This window comes from Thermogemmatispora sp. (assembly GCF_019683635.1).
Classification (GTDB): Bacteria; Chloroflexota; Ktedonobacteria; order Ktedonobacterales; family Ktedonobacteraceae; genus Thermogemmatispora.
Window position 1 is genome coordinate 1 of sequence record NZ_JADGIA010000105.1, and the last position, 17870, is coordinate 17870.

General features: G+C 59.6%; 14 protein-coding genes and 1 rRNA gene. 1 reads left to right on the forward strand and 14 read right to left on the reverse strand.

The features are described from left to right. The 14 genes from IRZ31_RS12665 to IRZ31_RS12730 all read right to left on the reverse strand — a co-directional run. Positions 1–94: ribosomal RNA gene (locus IRZ31_RS12665) — 16S ribosomal RNA — on the reverse strand; the annotation flags it as partial. A 601-nt stretch (positions 95–695) separates the two neighbouring features. Beyond that, positions 696–1964, reverse strand: a complete 1269-nt coding sequence (locus IRZ31_RS12670; protein WP_297154199.1) for an MFS transporter — start codon at positions 1962–1964, stop codon at positions 696–698. A 404-nt stretch (positions 1965–2368) separates the two neighbouring features. Then, positions 2369–3271, reverse strand: a complete 903-nt coding sequence (locus tag IRZ31_RS12675; RefSeq protein WP_297154202.1) for a DUF1932 domain-containing protein — start codon at positions 3269–3271, stop codon at positions 2369–2371. 3 nt (positions 3272–3274) lie between these two features. Beyond that, positions 3275–3973: a 4-carboxy-4-hydroxy-2-oxoadipate aldolase/oxaloacetate decarboxylase gene (locus IRZ31_RS12680; protein ID WP_297154204.1), complete on the reverse strand. Its 699-nt coding sequence runs from the start codon at positions 3971–3973 to the stop codon at positions 3275–3277. Further along, positions 3970–4695, reverse strand: coding sequence for a PIG-L deacetylase family protein (locus tag IRZ31_RS12685; protein ID WP_297154206.1), 726 nt, complete (start codon positions 4693–4695; stop codon positions 3970–3972). Before IRZ31_RS12685 ends, IRZ31_RS12680 begins: the two co-directional genes overlap by 4 nt. Before the next feature lie 127 nt (positions 4696–4822). Then, positions 4823–5737: a DUF6282 family protein gene (locus tag IRZ31_RS12690; protein WP_297154208.1), complete on the reverse strand. Its 915-nt coding sequence runs from the start codon at positions 5735–5737 to the stop codon at positions 4823–4825. A gap of 174 nt (positions 5738–5911) precedes the next feature. Then, the gene (locus IRZ31_RS12695) at positions 5912–6559 is read right to left on the reverse strand and encodes a GntR family transcriptional regulator (protein ID WP_297154210.1); all 648 of its coding nucleotides are present in this window, start codon (positions 6557–6559) and stop codon (positions 5912–5914) included. Positions 6560–6564: 5 nt separating this feature from the next. Then, positions 6565–7512 (reverse strand): VOC family protein, encoded by a 948-nt coding sequence (locus IRZ31_RS12700; protein WP_297154212.1) that lies wholly within the window; start codon positions 7510–7512, stop codon positions 6565–6567. Between the two features lie 407 nt (positions 7513–7919). Further along, entirely contained in the window at positions 7920–8840 is a 921-nt protein-coding gene (locus tag IRZ31_RS12705) for a prephenate dehydrogenase (RefSeq protein ID WP_297154214.1), read from the reverse strand. A 158-nt stretch (positions 8841–8998) separates the two neighbouring features. Beyond that, the gene (locus IRZ31_RS12710) at positions 8999–9784 is read right to left on the reverse strand and encodes a hypothetical protein (protein ID WP_297154216.1); all 786 of its coding nucleotides are present in this window, start codon (positions 9782–9784) and stop codon (positions 8999–9001) included. Positions 9785–9943: 159 nt separating this feature from the next. Beyond that, positions 9944–11194 (reverse strand): GTPase, encoded by a 1251-nt coding sequence (locus IRZ31_RS12715; protein ID WP_297154218.1) that lies wholly within the window; start codon positions 11192–11194, stop codon positions 9944–9946. A 469-nt stretch (positions 11195–11663) separates the two neighbouring features. Continuing rightward, positions 11664–12605, reverse strand: a complete 942-nt coding sequence (locus IRZ31_RS12720) for a TIGR03560 family F420-dependent LLM class oxidoreductase (protein WP_297154220.1) — start codon at positions 12603–12605, stop codon at positions 11664–11666. Positions 12606–12659: 54 nt separating this feature from the next. Further along, positions 12660–14729 (reverse strand): arginine--tRNA ligase, encoded by a 2070-nt coding sequence (gene argS, locus IRZ31_RS12725; RefSeq protein WP_297154222.1) that lies wholly within the window; start codon positions 14727–14729, stop codon positions 12660–12662. 380 nt (positions 14730–15109) lie between these two features. Beyond that, the gene (locus IRZ31_RS12730; protein WP_112427099.1) at positions 15110–15697 is read right to left on the reverse strand and encodes an acetate uptake transporter family protein; all 588 of its coding nucleotides are present in this window, start codon (positions 15695–15697) and stop codon (positions 15110–15112) included. 711 nt (positions 15698–16408) lie between these two features. Here IRZ31_RS12730 and IRZ31_RS12735 point away from each other — a divergent pair. Beyond that, entirely contained in the window at positions 16409–17596 is a 1188-nt protein-coding gene (locus tag IRZ31_RS12735) for an acetyl-CoA C-acetyltransferase (RefSeq protein ID WP_297154225.1), read from the forward strand. The last annotated feature ends 274 nt before the right edge of the window (positions 17597–17870 follow it).

Genomic DNA, 17870 nt, shown 5'->3' on the forward strand with positions numbered 1-17870 from the left:
GCCACTCCCTCCCCTCGCGGAGAGGGCGTTCGACTTGCATGTGTTAGGCACGCCGCCAGCGTTCGTCCTGAGCCAGGATCAAACTCGCCATCCAGTTCTTAACTGAACATACGATGTCGAGCTTCTATCTTCAGCGGCTGGCTCCCCAGCCTCCGCTGAGCAAACCATCCGCCATTACGTTCTTCTGGACGTCAGGGCCATCTGCGCCGCCTCGCCTGACGGATCTACTTGGGTTGCCTGCGAACCTCTTCAGAAGAGCATCGCTCTCACCACAATCCGTCAGTAGCGAACACAGCACATCCGCCTCTGCTGTTTTCCACTCTTCAATTGTCAAGGTACACTAACCTGGCCTCACTCAGGCCGTTGTTGTCTCCCTACGCTCGCCATCTTTCTCGATGCTACCTCGCTGAGGGCAGAAACCCCCACCACGTGGAGCACCTGGGAGCAGAAGGTGACTGGCACTGGCTGCCGATGTTGGATCTGGCAGCCCACCAGCGATGAGCGGGGTGACCGGCTTTCGCTGAGTGGCCTCGCTGTCTTTTTGTTTCTCTCTGCGAGGCGAGTGAGATTATCTCACAGCCCGGATCTGTTGTCAAGGGGGTATTGGCCAATTTGCCAGAAATTTCTCAAAAAGAGAAGCGAGTCCCAGGAAGGGGCTCGCTTCTAGGAGAGGGGAACGGGTCAGGGCAATGGAGTCAGACAGTAGGTACGATTTCCTGGGCCTCAAGCGCCCTCTGTCCGACCTTGGCGGGAGCAGTCTCCTTGAGACCAAAAGCCAGGAGTGCGCTGACCAGCATGCCTGCGGCGGCAATCCACATTGGAGCCACCAGCCCCCAGTGATCGGCGGCCACGCCGCCCAGCCAGGGGGCAAAAGTACCACCTACCAGCTCCCCAATGAACTGGGTCAGGCCGACCGCGCTGGCCACTAGTCGATACGGCAGGGACTCGCCAGGGATGATCACCAGGAAGAGCGGGAAGACAGCCTGACCAACCGTCGTCAGGAAAGCGACCACCATCATGACCCCCACGGGGGCGCGCAACAAGGCCAGGCAGATCGGCGACAGACAAGCGACGAAGGCGAAGAGGATCAAGGTAGGCTTGCGACCCAGACGGTCAGAGATGGCCGGCCCGACAAAGCCCCACACAAAGGTCCCTAAACCTACCGCGGACATAATCAGGCCCATCTCATCAGGTGAATAGTGGCTCACCTCTGTCAGGAAGGTCGGGGCGAAGGTGGTAAAGGCAAAAAGCCAGGTCATTGAGAAGATAGCAATGAGCACACAGAACCACATGTTGCGATGGCGAAAGACCGCTCCGATGTCCGCCAGGCGCACCTTGGTGTGCTCAATCGCCTCAGCCTCCTGGGCAGTTCCCCGGCCAGGCTCACGCATCCATTTGAGCAGGACAAAGAACATTACCAGGCCAGGCACACCTACCAGATAAAAGGCTTCATGCCACGAGTAATGCACAGCGATCTGGGTGACGATGATAGGCGTCAGGAATGAGCCAATTAGCCCTAACGAGCTTTGGACAAAACCAAGGTTGAAACCACGACGCTCGGGCGTGGAGGCCGCGATGACACTCGCCTGCGCCAATGGCAGTACCGGCCCCTCAGCAACTCCCATGAGGCCGCGCACAAGGATCATTTGCCAAAAGCTGCGGGCCAGCCCGGAGAGGAAGGAGAAGAGCGAAAAGGCAAGGGTGATGGGCAGTAAGACCTTCTTCCGCGAGCCAACGAGATCAGAGATCGAGCCAAAGATGAACCCGGAGACCGCCCAGCACACTGCAAGCACCGAGGCAATTATGCCAATCTCAGCATTGTCGAGCTTCAGGTCAGGGGCGATGAAAGGGAAGAGATAGACAATGCTGAGTCGCTCCATGAAGACGAAGCCAAAGGTGAAGAACATCATGAGAACGACACCGTTCTCGTAGCGGAAAAAGGACCTCTTCTGCGGCGAAGCCATAGCTGCAAACTCCTTTTTCTTGTCTACTCGTTCGCTTGTTCACTTGACCCGATGAAGAATACTCTGGCACGCTGCCTGGCCGGGCTCGCAGCCTGCCCTTTTGATCTGGACGTCTCCAGCAACGGAGGCCTCGACCCTGGCTCGCTGGACTCCATCGAGAGACGCTTAGCACTCCAAGCTAAGCATCGGTTCGTTTGCCCGATCTGCCGTTGCGCTTCCCTCAGCGCTGAGAAAGGCCGGCCAGCCCGCTATGACACGGGAAGTGATTTCACTCCCCCGGCTGGCTTCTCCTGAGTGTCAGCACTCTGTAGCTCTCCCTGCTACTTTTCTCTCTTCCTAGAGAGAAAATCATCTAACCATCGCTTTTATGAATACTGTATTTTTGCTATGCTTACGCCTCCTCTTCATTTTCGAGCATCACTAAGCCAACGTAAGAGGGTGCGATAACTCCCAGCCTGGAGGTCCTCACTGCTCATCTCAGGCTCGGTCCCGGACACCTTCGCCAGACTGGTTAGCCGCTCCGCTGACCAGCGCAAGCGCCGGGCAGCCCCGGCAGAAACGAGGGGCTCAATCGCGAGGCTGGCCAGGGTTGCCGCCGCCTCCTGCATCTCGTCGGCCCGGCGCTGGGCGTGGAGTCGATGTCGCTCAAGCAAATAAGCCCCGAGTTCCCCCAGAGGCTTGTCGGGGAAAGAGGCATTGAGCGAGGTCAGCACCTGCTCGGTCAGGCCCGCCTTCTCAGCTGCCAGCAAGGCTTCTAGAAAGAGGGCCTCCATGCCTTTGAGCACCACACTGCGACACATCTTGAGAGTGGCCGCTGCACCCAGCGGTCCTTCCAGGACTTCGATGTTCATGCCATAGGGAGCCAGAGCCTCGCGCAGGCGCCTGGCCCCTGGTCCATCAGCCACAAGAGGAACGCGGTGCCGCAGTGGAGGTACGGCAGACATGACAGCGACACTCGCATAACTGACCCCCGGAGCCAGCTGGGTGATCACCTGGCCAATCTCGGCCTTGACCTGCGGCGCACATGAGTTGAGATCAGCATAGAGAGTCCCAGCTTGCAGGTGTGGGGCAATCTCACGCGCTACCGTCAAGGCTCCACTCGCTGTGACCAGCGAGAGCACGAGGTCAGCCTGGGTAGCAAGCTCAGCCAGGCTGGCCACCAGGTGGACGCCGCAGCGGGCTGCCCGCTCAGTGAGGGCCGGAGTGCAGACAACATCGTAGGCGTACAGATCACGTAGCCCTTCCTCCGCCAGTCCGGCGGCAATCGCCGAGGCAGCCTCACCAAAGCCAATGAAGCCGAGACGCATGGTTCATTCCTCCCACTCGTCATAGCGCACGTACTCGACGCCTAGAGCCTTGAGCTTACTGCGCAGGCCGTAGAGATCCAGACCTAACTCACCAGCGGCCAGACGTTCACGGGTGGCATTTTCTTTAGCGGTACGGGCGGCTGCCTGGGCAATGGTTTGCGCCAGAGCCTGGCGAGGAACACAAACAACTCCATCGGCGTCGCCCAGGATGACATCGCCTGGCCTGATCAGGGCACCTCCGCAGACGATCGGTATATTGACTGCTCCCGCCGTTTCTTTGACAGTGCCTCGCGCCGAGATGGCTCGCGACCAGACCGGGAAGCGCATGGCGCTCAGCGTCGCCACATCGCGCACTCCAGCATCAATGACAAGGCCAACCACCCCATGCGCCCGCGCAGAGGTGGCCAGCAGTTCGCCAAACATGCCATCCATCGAGGGAGCTTCTGTCGCCACGACCAGCACGTCGCCAGGCTGACAAACCTCGATGGCTGCATGCACCATGAGGTTATCGCCAGGAGGACAGAGGACGGTCACGGCGCTCCCTACCACATGTGCTTCGGGATAGATGGGACGCAAATACGGCTGTAATAAGCCTTCTTTACCAAGAGCTTCGTGAACGGTCGCCACGCCATAGGCTGCTAGCTGTTCGACCAGAGCCGCTTCGGGTCGCGGCACCTCTGTGACGACGACGGGACGCCTCATAGGAACTCACCTCCAACGGTGGGGTAGACACGCTGATAGGCCTCCGCGTAGACCACGCGCTGGCCGGAGTTGCGCCCCGCCTGCACGCCACGCCGCTTGGCCACATCGGTGTAATAAGCCCAGAGATGCTCTTGCGCCTCCATGCACTCCATAGCTTGGCGCTTCTTGTCAAAGACCGGCGTGATGTCGAGCAGAAGATCGATGCGAAAGCTGCACTGCTCTGGCTGATGCGGCTCGTAGAGAAAGACCGACGGCGCCCCAATGACAGGATAGGAGGAGGGATAGCCATGTGCCTGCGCCAGAATACGGCTCTCCAGCACCAGCTGAGTCGTGCGCGGATGGTCCATGTTGTAGGGGTCTTGCAGAGAATGGGTCAAGATGATGTCTGGTCGATACTGGCGAAACTCCTGAACCAGGGCATCACGCAGCTCGGGGGTCACGTCAAGTGGATAATCGCCAGCGTCTAGGAAACGTACTTCTGCCCCGAGAATCGCCGCGGCCCGCTCAGCCTCAGCCCGGCGGATCGCCTTGATCTCCTCTAGTGTCTTGCCTTCCTGCCACAGGCGCGCCGATTCGCCTCGCTCCCCAAAGGAAAGGCAGAGCACTCGCGTGCGCCAACCACGCTGCGCATAGAGGGCAATGGCTCCCCCAGCACGCCAGACAAAGTCGGCAGCATGGGCGCTCACGACCATCAAGGTACCCGTATCTGCAGCCTTAGTCATAGACGCTCTCTCCTCATTCAACCAAAGGATTTGCTAAAGCCTCACTATTGCTCAGCCTCGCCTGGCTTAACCGTATGGCTTTCGCCCAATCTCTCGCCTGGTCTTACCTGGCCGGCGCCGGCCAGGTTTATTCGTCTGCCAGCAGCCGGGCCGGATTCTCTACCAGCATGCGTTGAACTTCACGACGCGTGAAGCCAGCTGCGAGCAAACGAGCGGCAAAATCGAGAAGACCGGAGACGATCGATGGGTTCGAGCGCTGGCCAAGATCGGATGATAGTACAGTTCTCTCTGGTCCAACAGCACGAATAGCTGCGAAGAGTTTTTCCCACGGGCATTTGTTGGTGTAGAAGGTGGTATAGCAGCCTTCGATATAGGCTCCCATGTCCGCCAGCCGCCGCTGCTCCTCAATGGAGAGCGCCTGCGAGGGGAAGAGAGCATGAGTAACCACTATGCGATTAACACCGCTCTCCCGCGCTGCAGCCACTACCGCAAAGATTTCATCTCGCGCTAGATGCCCTGTGGCCAGCACCATGTCGTACTCGGCGACACGAGCAAGGCAGGACCATACTTCGGGGCGCAGCCGACCATGCTCATCGAAGACACTAAGTGGCTCTGGAGCACAGCCCTTGGCCCGGATCTCCTGCTGAATGCGGGCCCAAAATGGCTGGTGCCTCTCACCACGGGCCGCTTGCCTCTCTGGCGACTCATTGGCTGCGTCGACGGTAGGCAGCCAGACAATGCGCGCGCCAGCCCGGCCAGCGATATCGACAGCCACCGGATTGAAGCCACCCACGGCGTGGTTGAGAGCCACCGCCCCAAAGACCTGGGCCCCTGGAACAGCCGCAGAGACCACTCTGGCACGCTCGGCGGTGGGAAAGTAGTGCGATTTCAGGACAAAGCCGCGCCAGCCGAGGGCAACGAATTCACGAGCCAGCGATAGATCATCTGTGCTGCGTTCAATCAGGTCCGGCTCAATATGCAGGTGCATGTCAATAGCGCCAGCCAGTAAGCGGACGAGATCCTCACGCTCTCTGTCAATCAACCAGCTCACTCTCCTCTACGCTTTGATTTGTGATGTGTGGAGGCTTCCCTATCTTCGCTCTCAAGTAGATCGGGCCGCTCACCAGCTCATGCGACTTGGCGGAAGCAGCGGATGATCTCCTCCCTCATCGACATGCGCCTGCGAGTAAGCCCAGGCTTCTGTTCTCTGGACCCATCAATGACCCTGTCTCAGGCGCCGCAGGGTTTCACAGACACCTGAAAGGTGGGCGCGCATGGCCTGCTCGGCAGCATCAGGATCATGGGCAGCAATAGCCTCAACCACTGCATTATGCTCGGTTAACGAGGTAGCTGGACGACCGGGCGCCAGAATGGTGCGATACTGATAGCGCACACTCTGCGAGCCGAGTGTCTCTAGTAACCTGGCCGCTGTACGGTGACGGGCAGCCTCGGCGATCACCCGATGCAAAGCCGTATTCAGAGCAGAGTAGGAGACGAGGTCGCCTTGCTCAATACAGGCGCGCATCTGCGCTAGTAGGTCACGCATCTGGGCAATATCCTCGGGCCTGGCCCGCATGGCAGCGAAGCGGGCTAGCAGCGATTCTATGGCGGTGCGCGCCTCTAAGATCTCCAGTGCCTCCTCATGCGAGACGAAACGCACACGCGCGCCACGATTCGGCTCGCGCACTACCAGCCCTTCCTGTTCGAGGCGGGCCAACACAGTGCGAATAGTCGCCCGCCCGGTTCCCAGGCGCGCCGCCAGCTCAAGCTCGATCAGACGCTCATTGGGCTGCAACGTGCCGTCAATGATCCAGTTGCGAAGGCGCTCATAGCAGGTCTGCTCATTCAATAGCTGAGTTCCCATCTTCCTCAAACCACCGGTGTACCATAGGTATGGAAGGTTTCCACAGTCTTGTTCCCCCAGGCTTGACCGCGCGCACGCTCCTCCTCCGTCCAGGTAATGGGCTTCCAGTCGGGAGCCAGGACCAGGTAGCCGCCAGAGCAGACCTCGATCCGGTTCTTGCCCGGCTCATAGACATAGACAAAGTAGGTCTGGTTAATGGCGTGCTTGCTGGGCGCGAATTCGATGAAGACGCCATGATCGACAAAGAGGTTGGCAGCCCGCCAAATCAGCTCATTGGATTCGACATGAAAGGCGATATGATGGAGGCGCCCCCTGGCACCAGTGGCATCCTGGGTGTAGACCAGGTCATAGGATTTGTTGGTGGCCCGGTACCACAGTCCCGGGCGCCGGCCATTGTTGAGGAGGATCTGCTCAGTCAGGCGCAGGCCAAGATAGCGCTCAACAAACTCGCCGTCAGCTTCGGCGTACGAAGAGAGAAAGTTGACATGATCGAGCATCTTGACCCCAACCCCTCGCCCGGTCAACTTCTGGGGCTGGTTCTTTAGAGCAGGGCGTAGATGGACAGGAGGCTGATAGTATTCGGTCTCATAATAGAGCTCCAGCAGATGACCGTCGGGGCCACGGAACTGATAAGCCCGGCCATGACCGAGGTCCCCTTCGATCCACGTCCCTCGAATACCTCCTTGCTCTAGTGCCGCCACCCGTCGCTCCAGAGCCTCTGGACTCATTGCCCGCAGCGCTGTATGACCAATTCCGGCATGCTCATGCGCGGTTAGCTTGAGAGAATACTGCTCATAATCGCCCCAGCAGCGGAGATAGGCCGAGCGTCCCAGCCGGGCAACTTCTTCCATGCCCAGAACCTCGACGAAAAACCAGAGGCTCTCGTCAAAGCTGGGGGTCAATAGCTCAACATGCCCCAGGTGAGCAATGTCAAAGCAGAGCGCTTCAGACATGGCTCAGGAACCTCCTTTGTAGCGGGTCACGACTCCCGATGACTGCGCTGTGCAGCGTGCGCGCCAGGCCCCTTCGCCCGGCAGAGCTTTGCCACCAATCTTGTCTACAAAATTGTCAACAATAGCAGAGGCTATAATCAAGCGTCACTCACATGCGCCGAGCACAAAGCTAACTCCGCTTCGCCCTGCAAGCCAGCTCTCCCCTGTTTAACAATTATGTCTACAAGATTGTTGACAATCTTCCCACAAAAAAGAAAACGCTGTTTGCCAACTTTGGCAAGCGCTTTGTCTGAGGAGCAGGCTGTTGCTGGCGCTGCTCCTCAGCTCTTATAAAGAGAGTAACATATCTTTGTCGCTTTGTCAAGGCGAGGGCTGCGCTCCATGTGGCAGAGAAGCAGAGCGAGCACCTAGCTACTCGACGATCCATTGTGGCCAGGCTCGCGACGTCGTGGCCCGGCTGGGCCCGTAGAGCCAAAGGCGGCCTGCCATTGCAGACGCAGCTCCTGGGCACGGGCAAAGATCTCATTCAAATGCGGATCGTGAGCCGCGATGCGATCGCGCAGCCGCGCGAGTGTCAGCAGATACTCATTGAGACTGCGCACCAGGGCCTCACTATTGGTCAGACAGATATCGCGATACATCTCGGGGCTACCGGCAGCCAGGCGCGTCATGTCGCGGAAGCCGCTGGAAGCTAGCAGGGCGGCATCGCCCCAGGATGGAGCCTCGGCGGCGGTGGTCATGAGAGCAATGGCGGCCACAAAAGGCAGATGGCTGACATAGGCTACCTGGCCATCGTGCTCTGCCGGCTCAAGGAAACGGATGCGGGCCCCCAAGGCTTCCACGAAGCTGGCGACCTTGTTGACAGCGCTCGGGCGGGTCCGTGCCGTTGGCGTTAGACAATAGATACGTCCCTGGAAGAGGCCGGCATCGGCAGCCGCGACTCCGCTGACCTCTTTACCAGTCATGGGGTGACCACCAACGAACGAGACATTCTCTGGCAAGAACTCCTCTGCCCAGCTAATGACCTGGGCCTTCGTGCTCGCCACATCAGTAATGACGGTTCCGGGAGTCACACAGCTGGCCAACTGTTGCAGGAGGGCCCGCATCGCCCCCACGGGAGTCGCCAGCACCACCAGCTCGGCGCCGCGCACGGCATCGGCCAGCGAGTCATAGGCTTGATCAATAGCTCCCACCTTGCGGGCTTGCTCACAAACCCCACGCCCCAGGTCATAACCGGTCACCTCTTGAGCTGCCTTGGCCCGATGGAGGGCCAGCCCGATCGAGCCGCCAATCAATCCTAATCCGACAATTGCTACGCGCTGAAACATGAAGTATCCTCACATCAGTGCAGCCAATGATAACGATCGATGAGTACACACAGCCAAAACTACGGGAGCGACGGCGAAGTCGACAGTCTCAGAAAGAAGGCCGCGCCGACAGGTCGACAGGAGAGTTGCGCGACGGGCCGGCTCGCTCACCCACCAAACTAAAAGTAGGGCAAGCTCTCCAGCCAGGCCACTCCATCCGAGCCAATAGCGGCCCCCAACATGGCAGTGACCTCATCGCTGAGTAAAGCGCGCTGCTCCTTCCGATACTCGCGCAGAAAGCGCGGCAAGACCTCGGGGCCGGCGCGCTTCAGGAGGTCGAGGGCAAAGCGCTCTAGCAGCAGATCAAAGCACAGATAATCCTCAGCCGAGGTCTCCTCATCCCAGCTGAAACTGCGAATGGTGACTGGCGTCTTCCCATCTTCCTCCGCCAGGAAGATCTCTGCATACAGCTCATGCAGATCACGATTCACCACGTCGTGCTGGCCATCGAGGCGATGGGAGAGCCAGAGGGCCGCAAACTGCAGTTGCCATTCATCAGCCCAGAGCGGATAGTCCTCCGGCCAGGGACGCGGGTCCTGCTCCAAAAAAGCATAGGCCAGCTCGTGGTACAGGAGGAAGGTCAGCTTCTCGGCTGTCGGCTCGCCAATGATGGGGTCAAGCTCCGCCGGCACAACCAACGAGGGCGGCTCAGTCGCATTGGTAAAATAGGGCAGCCGGGTCTGCGCTTTCCCCAGATCCTCATCATGAGGCACCTTCTCCCAGTCAGCCGGCGCGACCAGGATGATCTCCAGCTCCGGCAGCGGCAGCTTGAGCAAACGGCCTAGCTCTTCCGCTGCCTGATTGAGTTTCAGCAGGAGATGCTGCGCTTGCTGCTCATACCCCCGCGGATAGTAGAGCAGAAAGCTATCCAGCAGTGTCCGATAACGCTCATAGGGGAACGACATGATCTTCTTTCTTCTCGGTGTAGTCTCATACCAGGCCAGGGACCCTGTGGTTGCAGGCTCCTGGTTAGACCAGCCAGCAGAATGCTATAACTGCTGCCCCCTTACTGTGAGATAAGCGTGGCCGACCGAGAGCGGGCAGAGCGTTCTCTCCCTCCTACTCTACTCGATCCAACCTGGCTCTGGTCCCGCCCCGGAGGGTGCTGGCTCTATCCCTCCCGGCAAAAGCCGCTCATCTCTTTCTTCACGGGCAGAGCGCTGCAGCTCCTCAATAGTCCTCTCCTGACGGAAGCGCCGATAGAACCAACGGTAGAGCTGCTGGAGACGCCGGGGCGTGAGCTGCTTGCCGCTGTCATAGTACTCCAGCGCTACCTGACCGATGGCCCATGTTCCAGCAGCCGCAATAGCGCCAGCTACCAGGTCCCCCCCAACAGGCACGGCTTTGGCTACCTGCTCCGCCAGATAGCGCAGACCCGCCCCTCCTACCATTGTCAGAATCAGCTCGCGCGCATGACGCATCGCTTCGCTGGAGGAGATGGGTTCTCCATAGAGAGCAGCCAGGCGTAGTACCAGACGCACCTGCGTTCCCAGGATAATGGGAATATCAATGAAAGGCACCGGCTCCAGGCCAGCGGCCAGGCTGAGGAGCGTGGCGTTGCGAATAATGCGCTGAGCCGCACTGCGTCGAAAAGCCGGTAGCTCTCGCCCAATAACCAGGGCGGCCTCGGGACTGGCTTCGATGATGGCTGGAATCAGCTCTTCAGCAATATTTTGGCCGTTCTGGGCCGAGATCGGAATAACCCCAGCTACACCCAGGCGTACGGCGATCTCGGTCGCCAGGCGATCGCCATCTAATCCAGACGGCAAGGCGTCAATCTTGTTCACGGCGATGACCGTGGGCTTGTTCAAGGCCTTCACTTCGTTGTACAGTTCACGGTCCTCCGCTTGAAGCCCTCGTACGCCATCCAGCAAGAGCACAATCACGCTGGCCTGCTCCAGCGCCCCCCTGGTGATCTCGGGAAGATGGCCGGGAGTATCGATGAGGGTGAACGGACCAAACTCGGCAGGCACCAGCGCGCGGGTGGTACCGGCCTCGGGAGATACCAGGGAAATGTTCTTCCCCATGATCTTGTTGAAGAGGGTGCTCTTGCCAGAATTGGGCCTCCCGACAATGACTACTGTGTTGCTGAGGCCGGCCATCACTTCCTCATGAGCCTGCTTCCAATTGACTGCTCGCATGAAAGCCTGCATGAGCGCCAGATTGGCCGGCAGGTTTTTGAGAATGCTGAGACCTAGCTCGCGCACGCTCTTCGGGCGCTCGCTCTTGCGAAAGGCTCGCGGGAGCAACTGCTCCACAATATTCTTTTTGGTCGTTTCCTCACTCGCTGAGGAGATGGGCTTTTTCTGGGCCACGCGCGTCGTCCTTCCCTGTGCTATTTGTGCCTCGATGAAAGAAAAACTGCGACCTCAACAATGCCGCTTTTCGTAACCATTATAGCCCTTGCGCTCAGGTGAGGCAACCGCCAGGCCCCACGCCGACCACAGTCATTAGCTCAGCCGATCCGCTAATTGTGCCCCCAACGCCTGCTTGCTTGCTCAGCGCGGCCTGGCGATCCTCGCCCCCCTTCAGCTGCGGCGTTCTCTTGGCCATCTGGCGGGAGGCGGGCGGGTCAACCCAGCCGCAGCGCTGTACTCTCGTACTCTCCTACGGGGCAGTGGGCTGTCGTCGAAGTGGCCCCGAAGCCCGGGCCGACGAGGCTGCGGGCAAGCCCCTGGCTTGAGCCAGGGGTCGCTGACACCCCTCTACCTTCCCGCCTCTTCTCTTACTACCACGCAGATGGCAGAGATAGAGAGACGATCGCTGGCCAACTTGCGCCTTCAGTTACCTTCCACCTTCTGACCTTTCCGTCTCGTCTCCTGTTTCGACCCGCCGTTCTTCCGCGGCTTCGGCTTCCTCTTGGAGCGGAAGTACGACCTCCTCGGCCAGGCGCGCGACGATGTCCGGTGGATAGGGAGGGCGCAGATTGAGAATCAGGTGCGTGGCCCCAGCCTCGACGAAGGTTCGGACAGCCGAGCGAAGCGCCGCCAGCGGGCGGGTTGGATCGACAGGGAGCTGAATCGAGCGTTCGATCTCCTGGGGATTGCGCCCGATGGCGGCACAATGCGCATCCAGCACGGCTTGCTTGTGGCGAAATTCGTCTACGTCACTGCCGTTATAGTTCCAGATTGAGGCATAACGCGCTACAACGCGTAGCGTCAAGCGCTCGCCGCTGCCGCCAATGACAAAGGGCGGATGGGGCTTCTGCTGCGGTTTCGGCTCACACGGCGCCTCATACAAGCGATAGTAGTTGCCCTCGAAGGTAACGCGCGGCTCTGTCCAGAGGCGCTTGATCACCTCACAGGCCTCGCCCAGGCGCCGAATACGCTCGCCCGTGGAGTAGAAAGGCAGACCATAGGCCCGGTGCTCGCGTTCAAACCAGGCGGCCCCCAGGCCAAAGTCGAGCCGTCCCCCCGAGATCAGATCAAGCGTCGCCCCCATCTTGGCCAGGACGGCGGGATGGCGGTAGGTGTTGCCAGCCACCATCAGGCCAAGGCGCAGTCGCTGCGTCTGCGTCGCCAGGGCCGTCAGCAGAGTCCAACCTTCCAGCATGGGGCCTTGACTCTGCTCCTCCGGCCCTAGCGGGATAAAATGATCGAAGAGCCAGGCATGCTCAAAGGCCGGTTGGGCATCCGCCTCCTGCCAGACCCGTCGGATCTCTTCATAGCTCACAAACTGCTGCGCCGTTTTGAGGCCAAAGCGCAGCCGTGCCCTTCTCGCTGCCATTGTTGCCTGCTTCTTTCTAACTCGTGCTTGCCTGATGTGCGCTTACTCTACGGCTCAGACACGCTCCAGGGGAATAAAGCCAAGTGTGCGCAGAGCATTATTCATTACCTGCGCTGTGGTGCGCACAAGCCAGGCGCGGAAGGCTTTGATGCGCTGGTCCTCCTCCTTGACGATGGGAGGCGTATGCTCATAGAAATCGCTGAAGTGAGCGGCCAGATCGTAGGCATAGGCGGCCAGGAGATTTGGCGCCAGATGGCTGGTCGCCTCCGCCAGACGCCGCGGATAGGCATCGATATGGCGCAACAAGTCCCACTCGCTCTGCTCAAGGGCCGGAGGCAGCTCCTCCAGGCGCTCAGGAACCTCGTAGCCGCTCTCTTGCAGGCGGCGCAGGATGCTATTGGCGCGCGCATAGGCATACTGGAGATAGACGCCGGTGTCTCCCGTTGGTCGGAGCACCTCCTCCATATCAAGGGCGATCACCTGCTGCAGGCTAAAACGGATCATAAAGTAGCGGATCGCCGAGGCCCCCAGAATGGCCGCGGTCTCGTCGGGCAGGTCCGGCTTGACCTCTTTCATACGGGCAATGGCCGCATTGATCAGGTCGTCGGCCTTGATTTCGATACCCTTACGCCCCGACATCGGATAGAACTCGCGCCCATCGGAGGTGTCCACTCCCAGACTCGCTGCGGTCGCGGCGGAGAGGGTGACGATCTCGTAGGCCAGGTGCGTCGAGTTGTTGGCTTGCTCCTCATAGCCGAGGCGGCGCAGGCTCTCGTAGACTACCTGCTGGGCATAGGACTGGCGTACATCGATGACGTTAATAACGCGCTGGGCATGGCCGAAACGTAGCGGATCGCCCTCCTTGCTCGCCTCTCCCTGCAGTCCCGGGGTGCGCATAGTCCAGAGCAGGCGCCCATCGTGTTGGCGCCCCCACGGCACAAAGGTGAAGTGTACATCAAAGGCCGGATCATCGGTCAGGCCAAACTTCCAGAGCTGGTACGCGATATCCTTGGCGGTGTAGGTCGCCGTTCCATCGCTCTTGACCAGCACTTTGTCCAGTGTATGCTCACTCTCCTCGTCCTGTGACTCGCCTTCTCCAAACGGCAGGATCCAACAACCGGCCAGCTTGCCGCTCTCAGGTCGCCGCAGCAGGCCGCGATTTTTTAGAACCTCGAAGGTTTTCTTCCAGAGGCCACTGTGGAGAATGGCCGACTCCCAGGTGAGCAGGTCATAGGAGATATTCAGTCTGGACATGGTCTTGAGGTGAGCCTGGACAATGCGCTGGGAGAGATCGGCGGCCAGAGCCGCGTAATCCGCTCCCTCCTCTGGTCGACCGGCCTCGGCCTCACTGCCGTGCTCAATAGCCCGTAGCACTGCACGGCGCCGCTCCAGCAGCTCCGGCTGCTCGTCGTAAGCCTTGCCCACAGCAACATAGACCCGTGAGCAGTAGTAGTCAAACGGCTCGCCTGGCAAAGGCTCATCACCCTCGGGGAGATGAAGCCGACCTTCCTTGAGGAGGGTGAAGCCGACAACGACGTCGGCCACCTGCACTCCGGTATCGTCGATGTAGTTCTGGGCTTCAACCTGGTAGCCCTGGGTCCGCAGCATACGTACCAGGGTATCCCCTAAGCACGAGTTCCGCAGGTGGCCGACGTGGGCCGCTTTGTTGCTGTTAATATTCGTGTGCTCGACCACTACCTTGGTGCCCACCCCTGTCTCGCTCTGCCCAAAGTCAGGGCCAGCCTCTAGCACACGCACCATGATGTCACGACTCACCAGCGGGCGGTTCAGGCGAAAGTTGAGATAGCCCGGGCGCGTGGCCGTGACCTCCTGCAGCGTCGGCAGGTTCAGCGAACGCAGATAGTCGGCCAGGGCCTCGGCGATGACCAACGGTGGCCGTCCCAGGCGATTCTTCGCGGCCCATGACATGAGTGGAACGGAGTAGTCCCCGAAGCTGGCCTGAGCGGAGAAGCCCAGGTCGATGGGGAGTTCCTCGACAGGATAATCGATTTGTTCACGGGCCAGGTAGTTCCTCGCCGCTTCTCTAACCAGTGCGCTGAGATACTCATGGAGATCTCTCGGTGCCGCTTCGGCGGTTTCCTGTGCCTCTGTGCTTGTTGTCATACGGCCTCACTAAACAATCCGCAACACGGACGAATGCAGTTGAGTGATTCTAGAGTGAAACGTTTGCGTTACACTATAGCGTAGCTCTCTCGCCCGGTCAAGGCCCGGGGGACCAGTCCGCCTTCTTCTGCCACGCCCTTCCGAAGACAGGCAGAGAGTTAAACCAACAGAGGGGAAAAGGGACACGAACAGACTGCACTGCCTGCCCAGGGATAAGGGGAAGAAGAGGAGATGGCCAGGGAGTACTTCATTTGGGCCAGAAACAAAGGGGCGTGACAGGTGGCTGGCCTGTCACGCCGCTACCACTCTTTTCTCTGCTGCGGGGATAAGATGAACCTTGTCTTATAAGCCCTCTATCATCAACGAGTCAGCCAGCCAGCTCAGGCCATCGGCCCAACTGGCAGGCGGAACGGCCCCTGACCGCTCTCCAGAATGCCCGCCCAGGAGCGGTACCAGGCCAGCAGGGCGGTCACGATGCCAAGCCAGCCAGCAACGTTGGTGATCACCGAGTTGCCGCTGAACTCAGCAATGCCCAGTACCACAAAGGTCAGGAAGAGGAAGAAGAGAACGGCCATCAGGGCAATATCGGTGCGCAGGGCGCTCAGGAAGAAGAGCAGGGTGATCAGCCCCCAGGCCAGCATGAACCAGCCCAGAATGGGACCAGTCACCAGCAGCTTCTGCCAGACGGTAAAGCCAAAGGCCAACCAGAAAGCACCGTAGGTCGAGAAGGCCGTGGCTCCAAGGGTGTTGCGGTTGCGGAATTCCCACATGCCCGCTAGCAACTGCGCCAGGCCGCCATAGAAGAACGCCAGACCAAGAACATCATTGATACCATTGCTGGAGACAAGACCGGCATTGACAACACTAAGGACAAATGTGGTCAAGGCAAATGCGGCTAGGCCAAGTGGAGCGGGATTGGCAACTGCGGCGGCAGCGGGTTCGCTGCGCTCTGCTGCAATCTGGGCCATTGACGTTCCCACCTTTCTGTCGAGATGTTAATGATCAGGCACAGTGTGCCTCGCTTACTGGCTCGGGTGCTCAGCTCTCTGCTAGCTTCGCAGCCCGGGCCTGCACTCTCCACAGGCGACTCTGCCTGCTACCTACCAGGTAGGAGGTCGCCACCACCAGATGTCGCAAACACCTTCTATCTGCCCTCGCACCCGCTCAGGTGCGCCCTCACTCACAGCTTCCACAACCAGGCATATGCATATTTATGGATGAGATTGGCGCCCAGCACCTCCCTTTCTGCAGTTGGCTATTGCTCAGTAATTATGACCGCATCAGAGGAGTGGTGTACGTGATTATTATAACACATTTCGCGGGCTGGCGGAATGTGGTTCTATGGCTTTCTAAGGGCCAAACTGGCTCTAGCAGCCTCCTTTACAGGCGCGCCCTCGCAACAAGGGTCAGGAGCATGCCGCGCAAGGAGAGACAAATAGAGGAAGCCGTCCGCCAGGCTCACTCAGATCGTTGGCTAGAGCAATCACCCCACTAGTCTGGCCTCCTGCTTCCAGGGAAGCTGTCTGCCTGGGCACTTGCCTGCCAATGTGGTACACTGGCAACAGAACGCGCGCTAGGGCAGGCTCTTCCTCTCCGATCGCGGCCTGCGCCTTTGTCGCTATCGCGTGCTAGCGCATATACGCTGCTTTTTCTTTCACCATCAAAGATGAGGTGATTCGATGCCGCAAGATATTTTCATTATTGCAGGAGCACGTACACCGGTCGGTGTTTTGCAAGGCTCCCTCTCGGAGATTAGCGCTATCGATCTGGGCGTGGTCGCCGCCAAAGAGGCGCTGCGACGGAGCAAGGTTGAGCCGGCGCTGGTTGATCAGGTAGTGATGGGCAACGTGCTGCAGACAAGCAAGGACGCTATCTATTTTGCCCGTCATATCGCTTTGAAGGCCGGCCTCCCGATCGAAGTGCCAGCTTTAACGGTCAATCGTTTATGCGGTTCGGGCTTGCAGGCCATCGTGAGTGCGGCTCAGCTCCTCCTGCTTGGCGAGGGGCAGATCGCGCTGGCCGGAGGAGCGGAGAATATGACCCAGGCTCCCCATGTGATTCGCGGCGCCCGCTTTGGGTTTAAGCTGGGTCAGGCCCCGCAGCTGGAAGATAGCTTGTGGGAGGCTTTGATCGATACATATATCGGCTGCGGGATGGCCATTACGGCGGAGAACCTGGCCGAGCGCTATGGGTTGACGCGCGAGGAGGTCGATGCCTATGCGCTGCGCAGTCAGGTGGCTGCACGTCGCGCTCAGCAAGCTGGTTGGCTGGCAGAGGAGATTGTGCCGGTGATGGTACGCGATCGCAAGGGCCATGCGGTGGAATTCAGCCAGGATGAGGGCATTCGCGATACGTCACTGGAGGCTCTAGCCAAGCTGCCCGCTCGCTTCCGTGAGGGCGGTGTGGTAACTGCTGGCAATGCCAGTGGCATTAACGATGCGGGCGCCTGTGTGGTCCTGGCTACTGAGGAGGCGGTGAGGCGCCATAATCTGCAGCCGCTGGCTCGCCTGGTCTCTTGGAGCGTAGTGGGCGTGCCTCCTGAGATTATGGGCATCGGCCCGGCCCCGGCGATCCGCCAGGCGCTCAAGCGGGCCGATCTGCGCTTGGAGGACATGGACCGTATCGAGGTCAATGAGGCTTTTGCTGCTCAGTACCTGGCAGTGGAGAAGGAGCTGGGCCTGCCGCGCGAGAAGACCAATGTGAACGGTGGGGGCATTTCAATCGGCCATCCGCTGGCCGCTAGCGGGGCTCGTTTGACAATTACTTTGCTGCATGAGCTGCGTCGCAACCATTTGAAATACGGAGTGGCCTCGCTCTGTATTGGCGGCGGCCAGGGCATTGCCGCTGTTTTCGAGAATGTTGCTTAGCAGTGGAGAAGAGGCGCCCAGGCATGGCTCTGTCCTGCCGCCTTACGCTCTGACACGGGCGAGATGAGACGGAAATCAGGGTCTCTGGCTCTCGGCCCCTTATGGGAGAGCCAAGAGCCAGAGACAAATCATTCTTCGTTGGCTTTTTGTAAGAGTGGAGGATGTTCGACAGGCTTTACTCTAGTAAGCCTCCAGAGTGGGGGAGAGAACAGGCCATGCCCGAGTCTCATCATGGCAGCTTCGCCGACGATTCGTCTTCTTCTGGAGCTTCCCG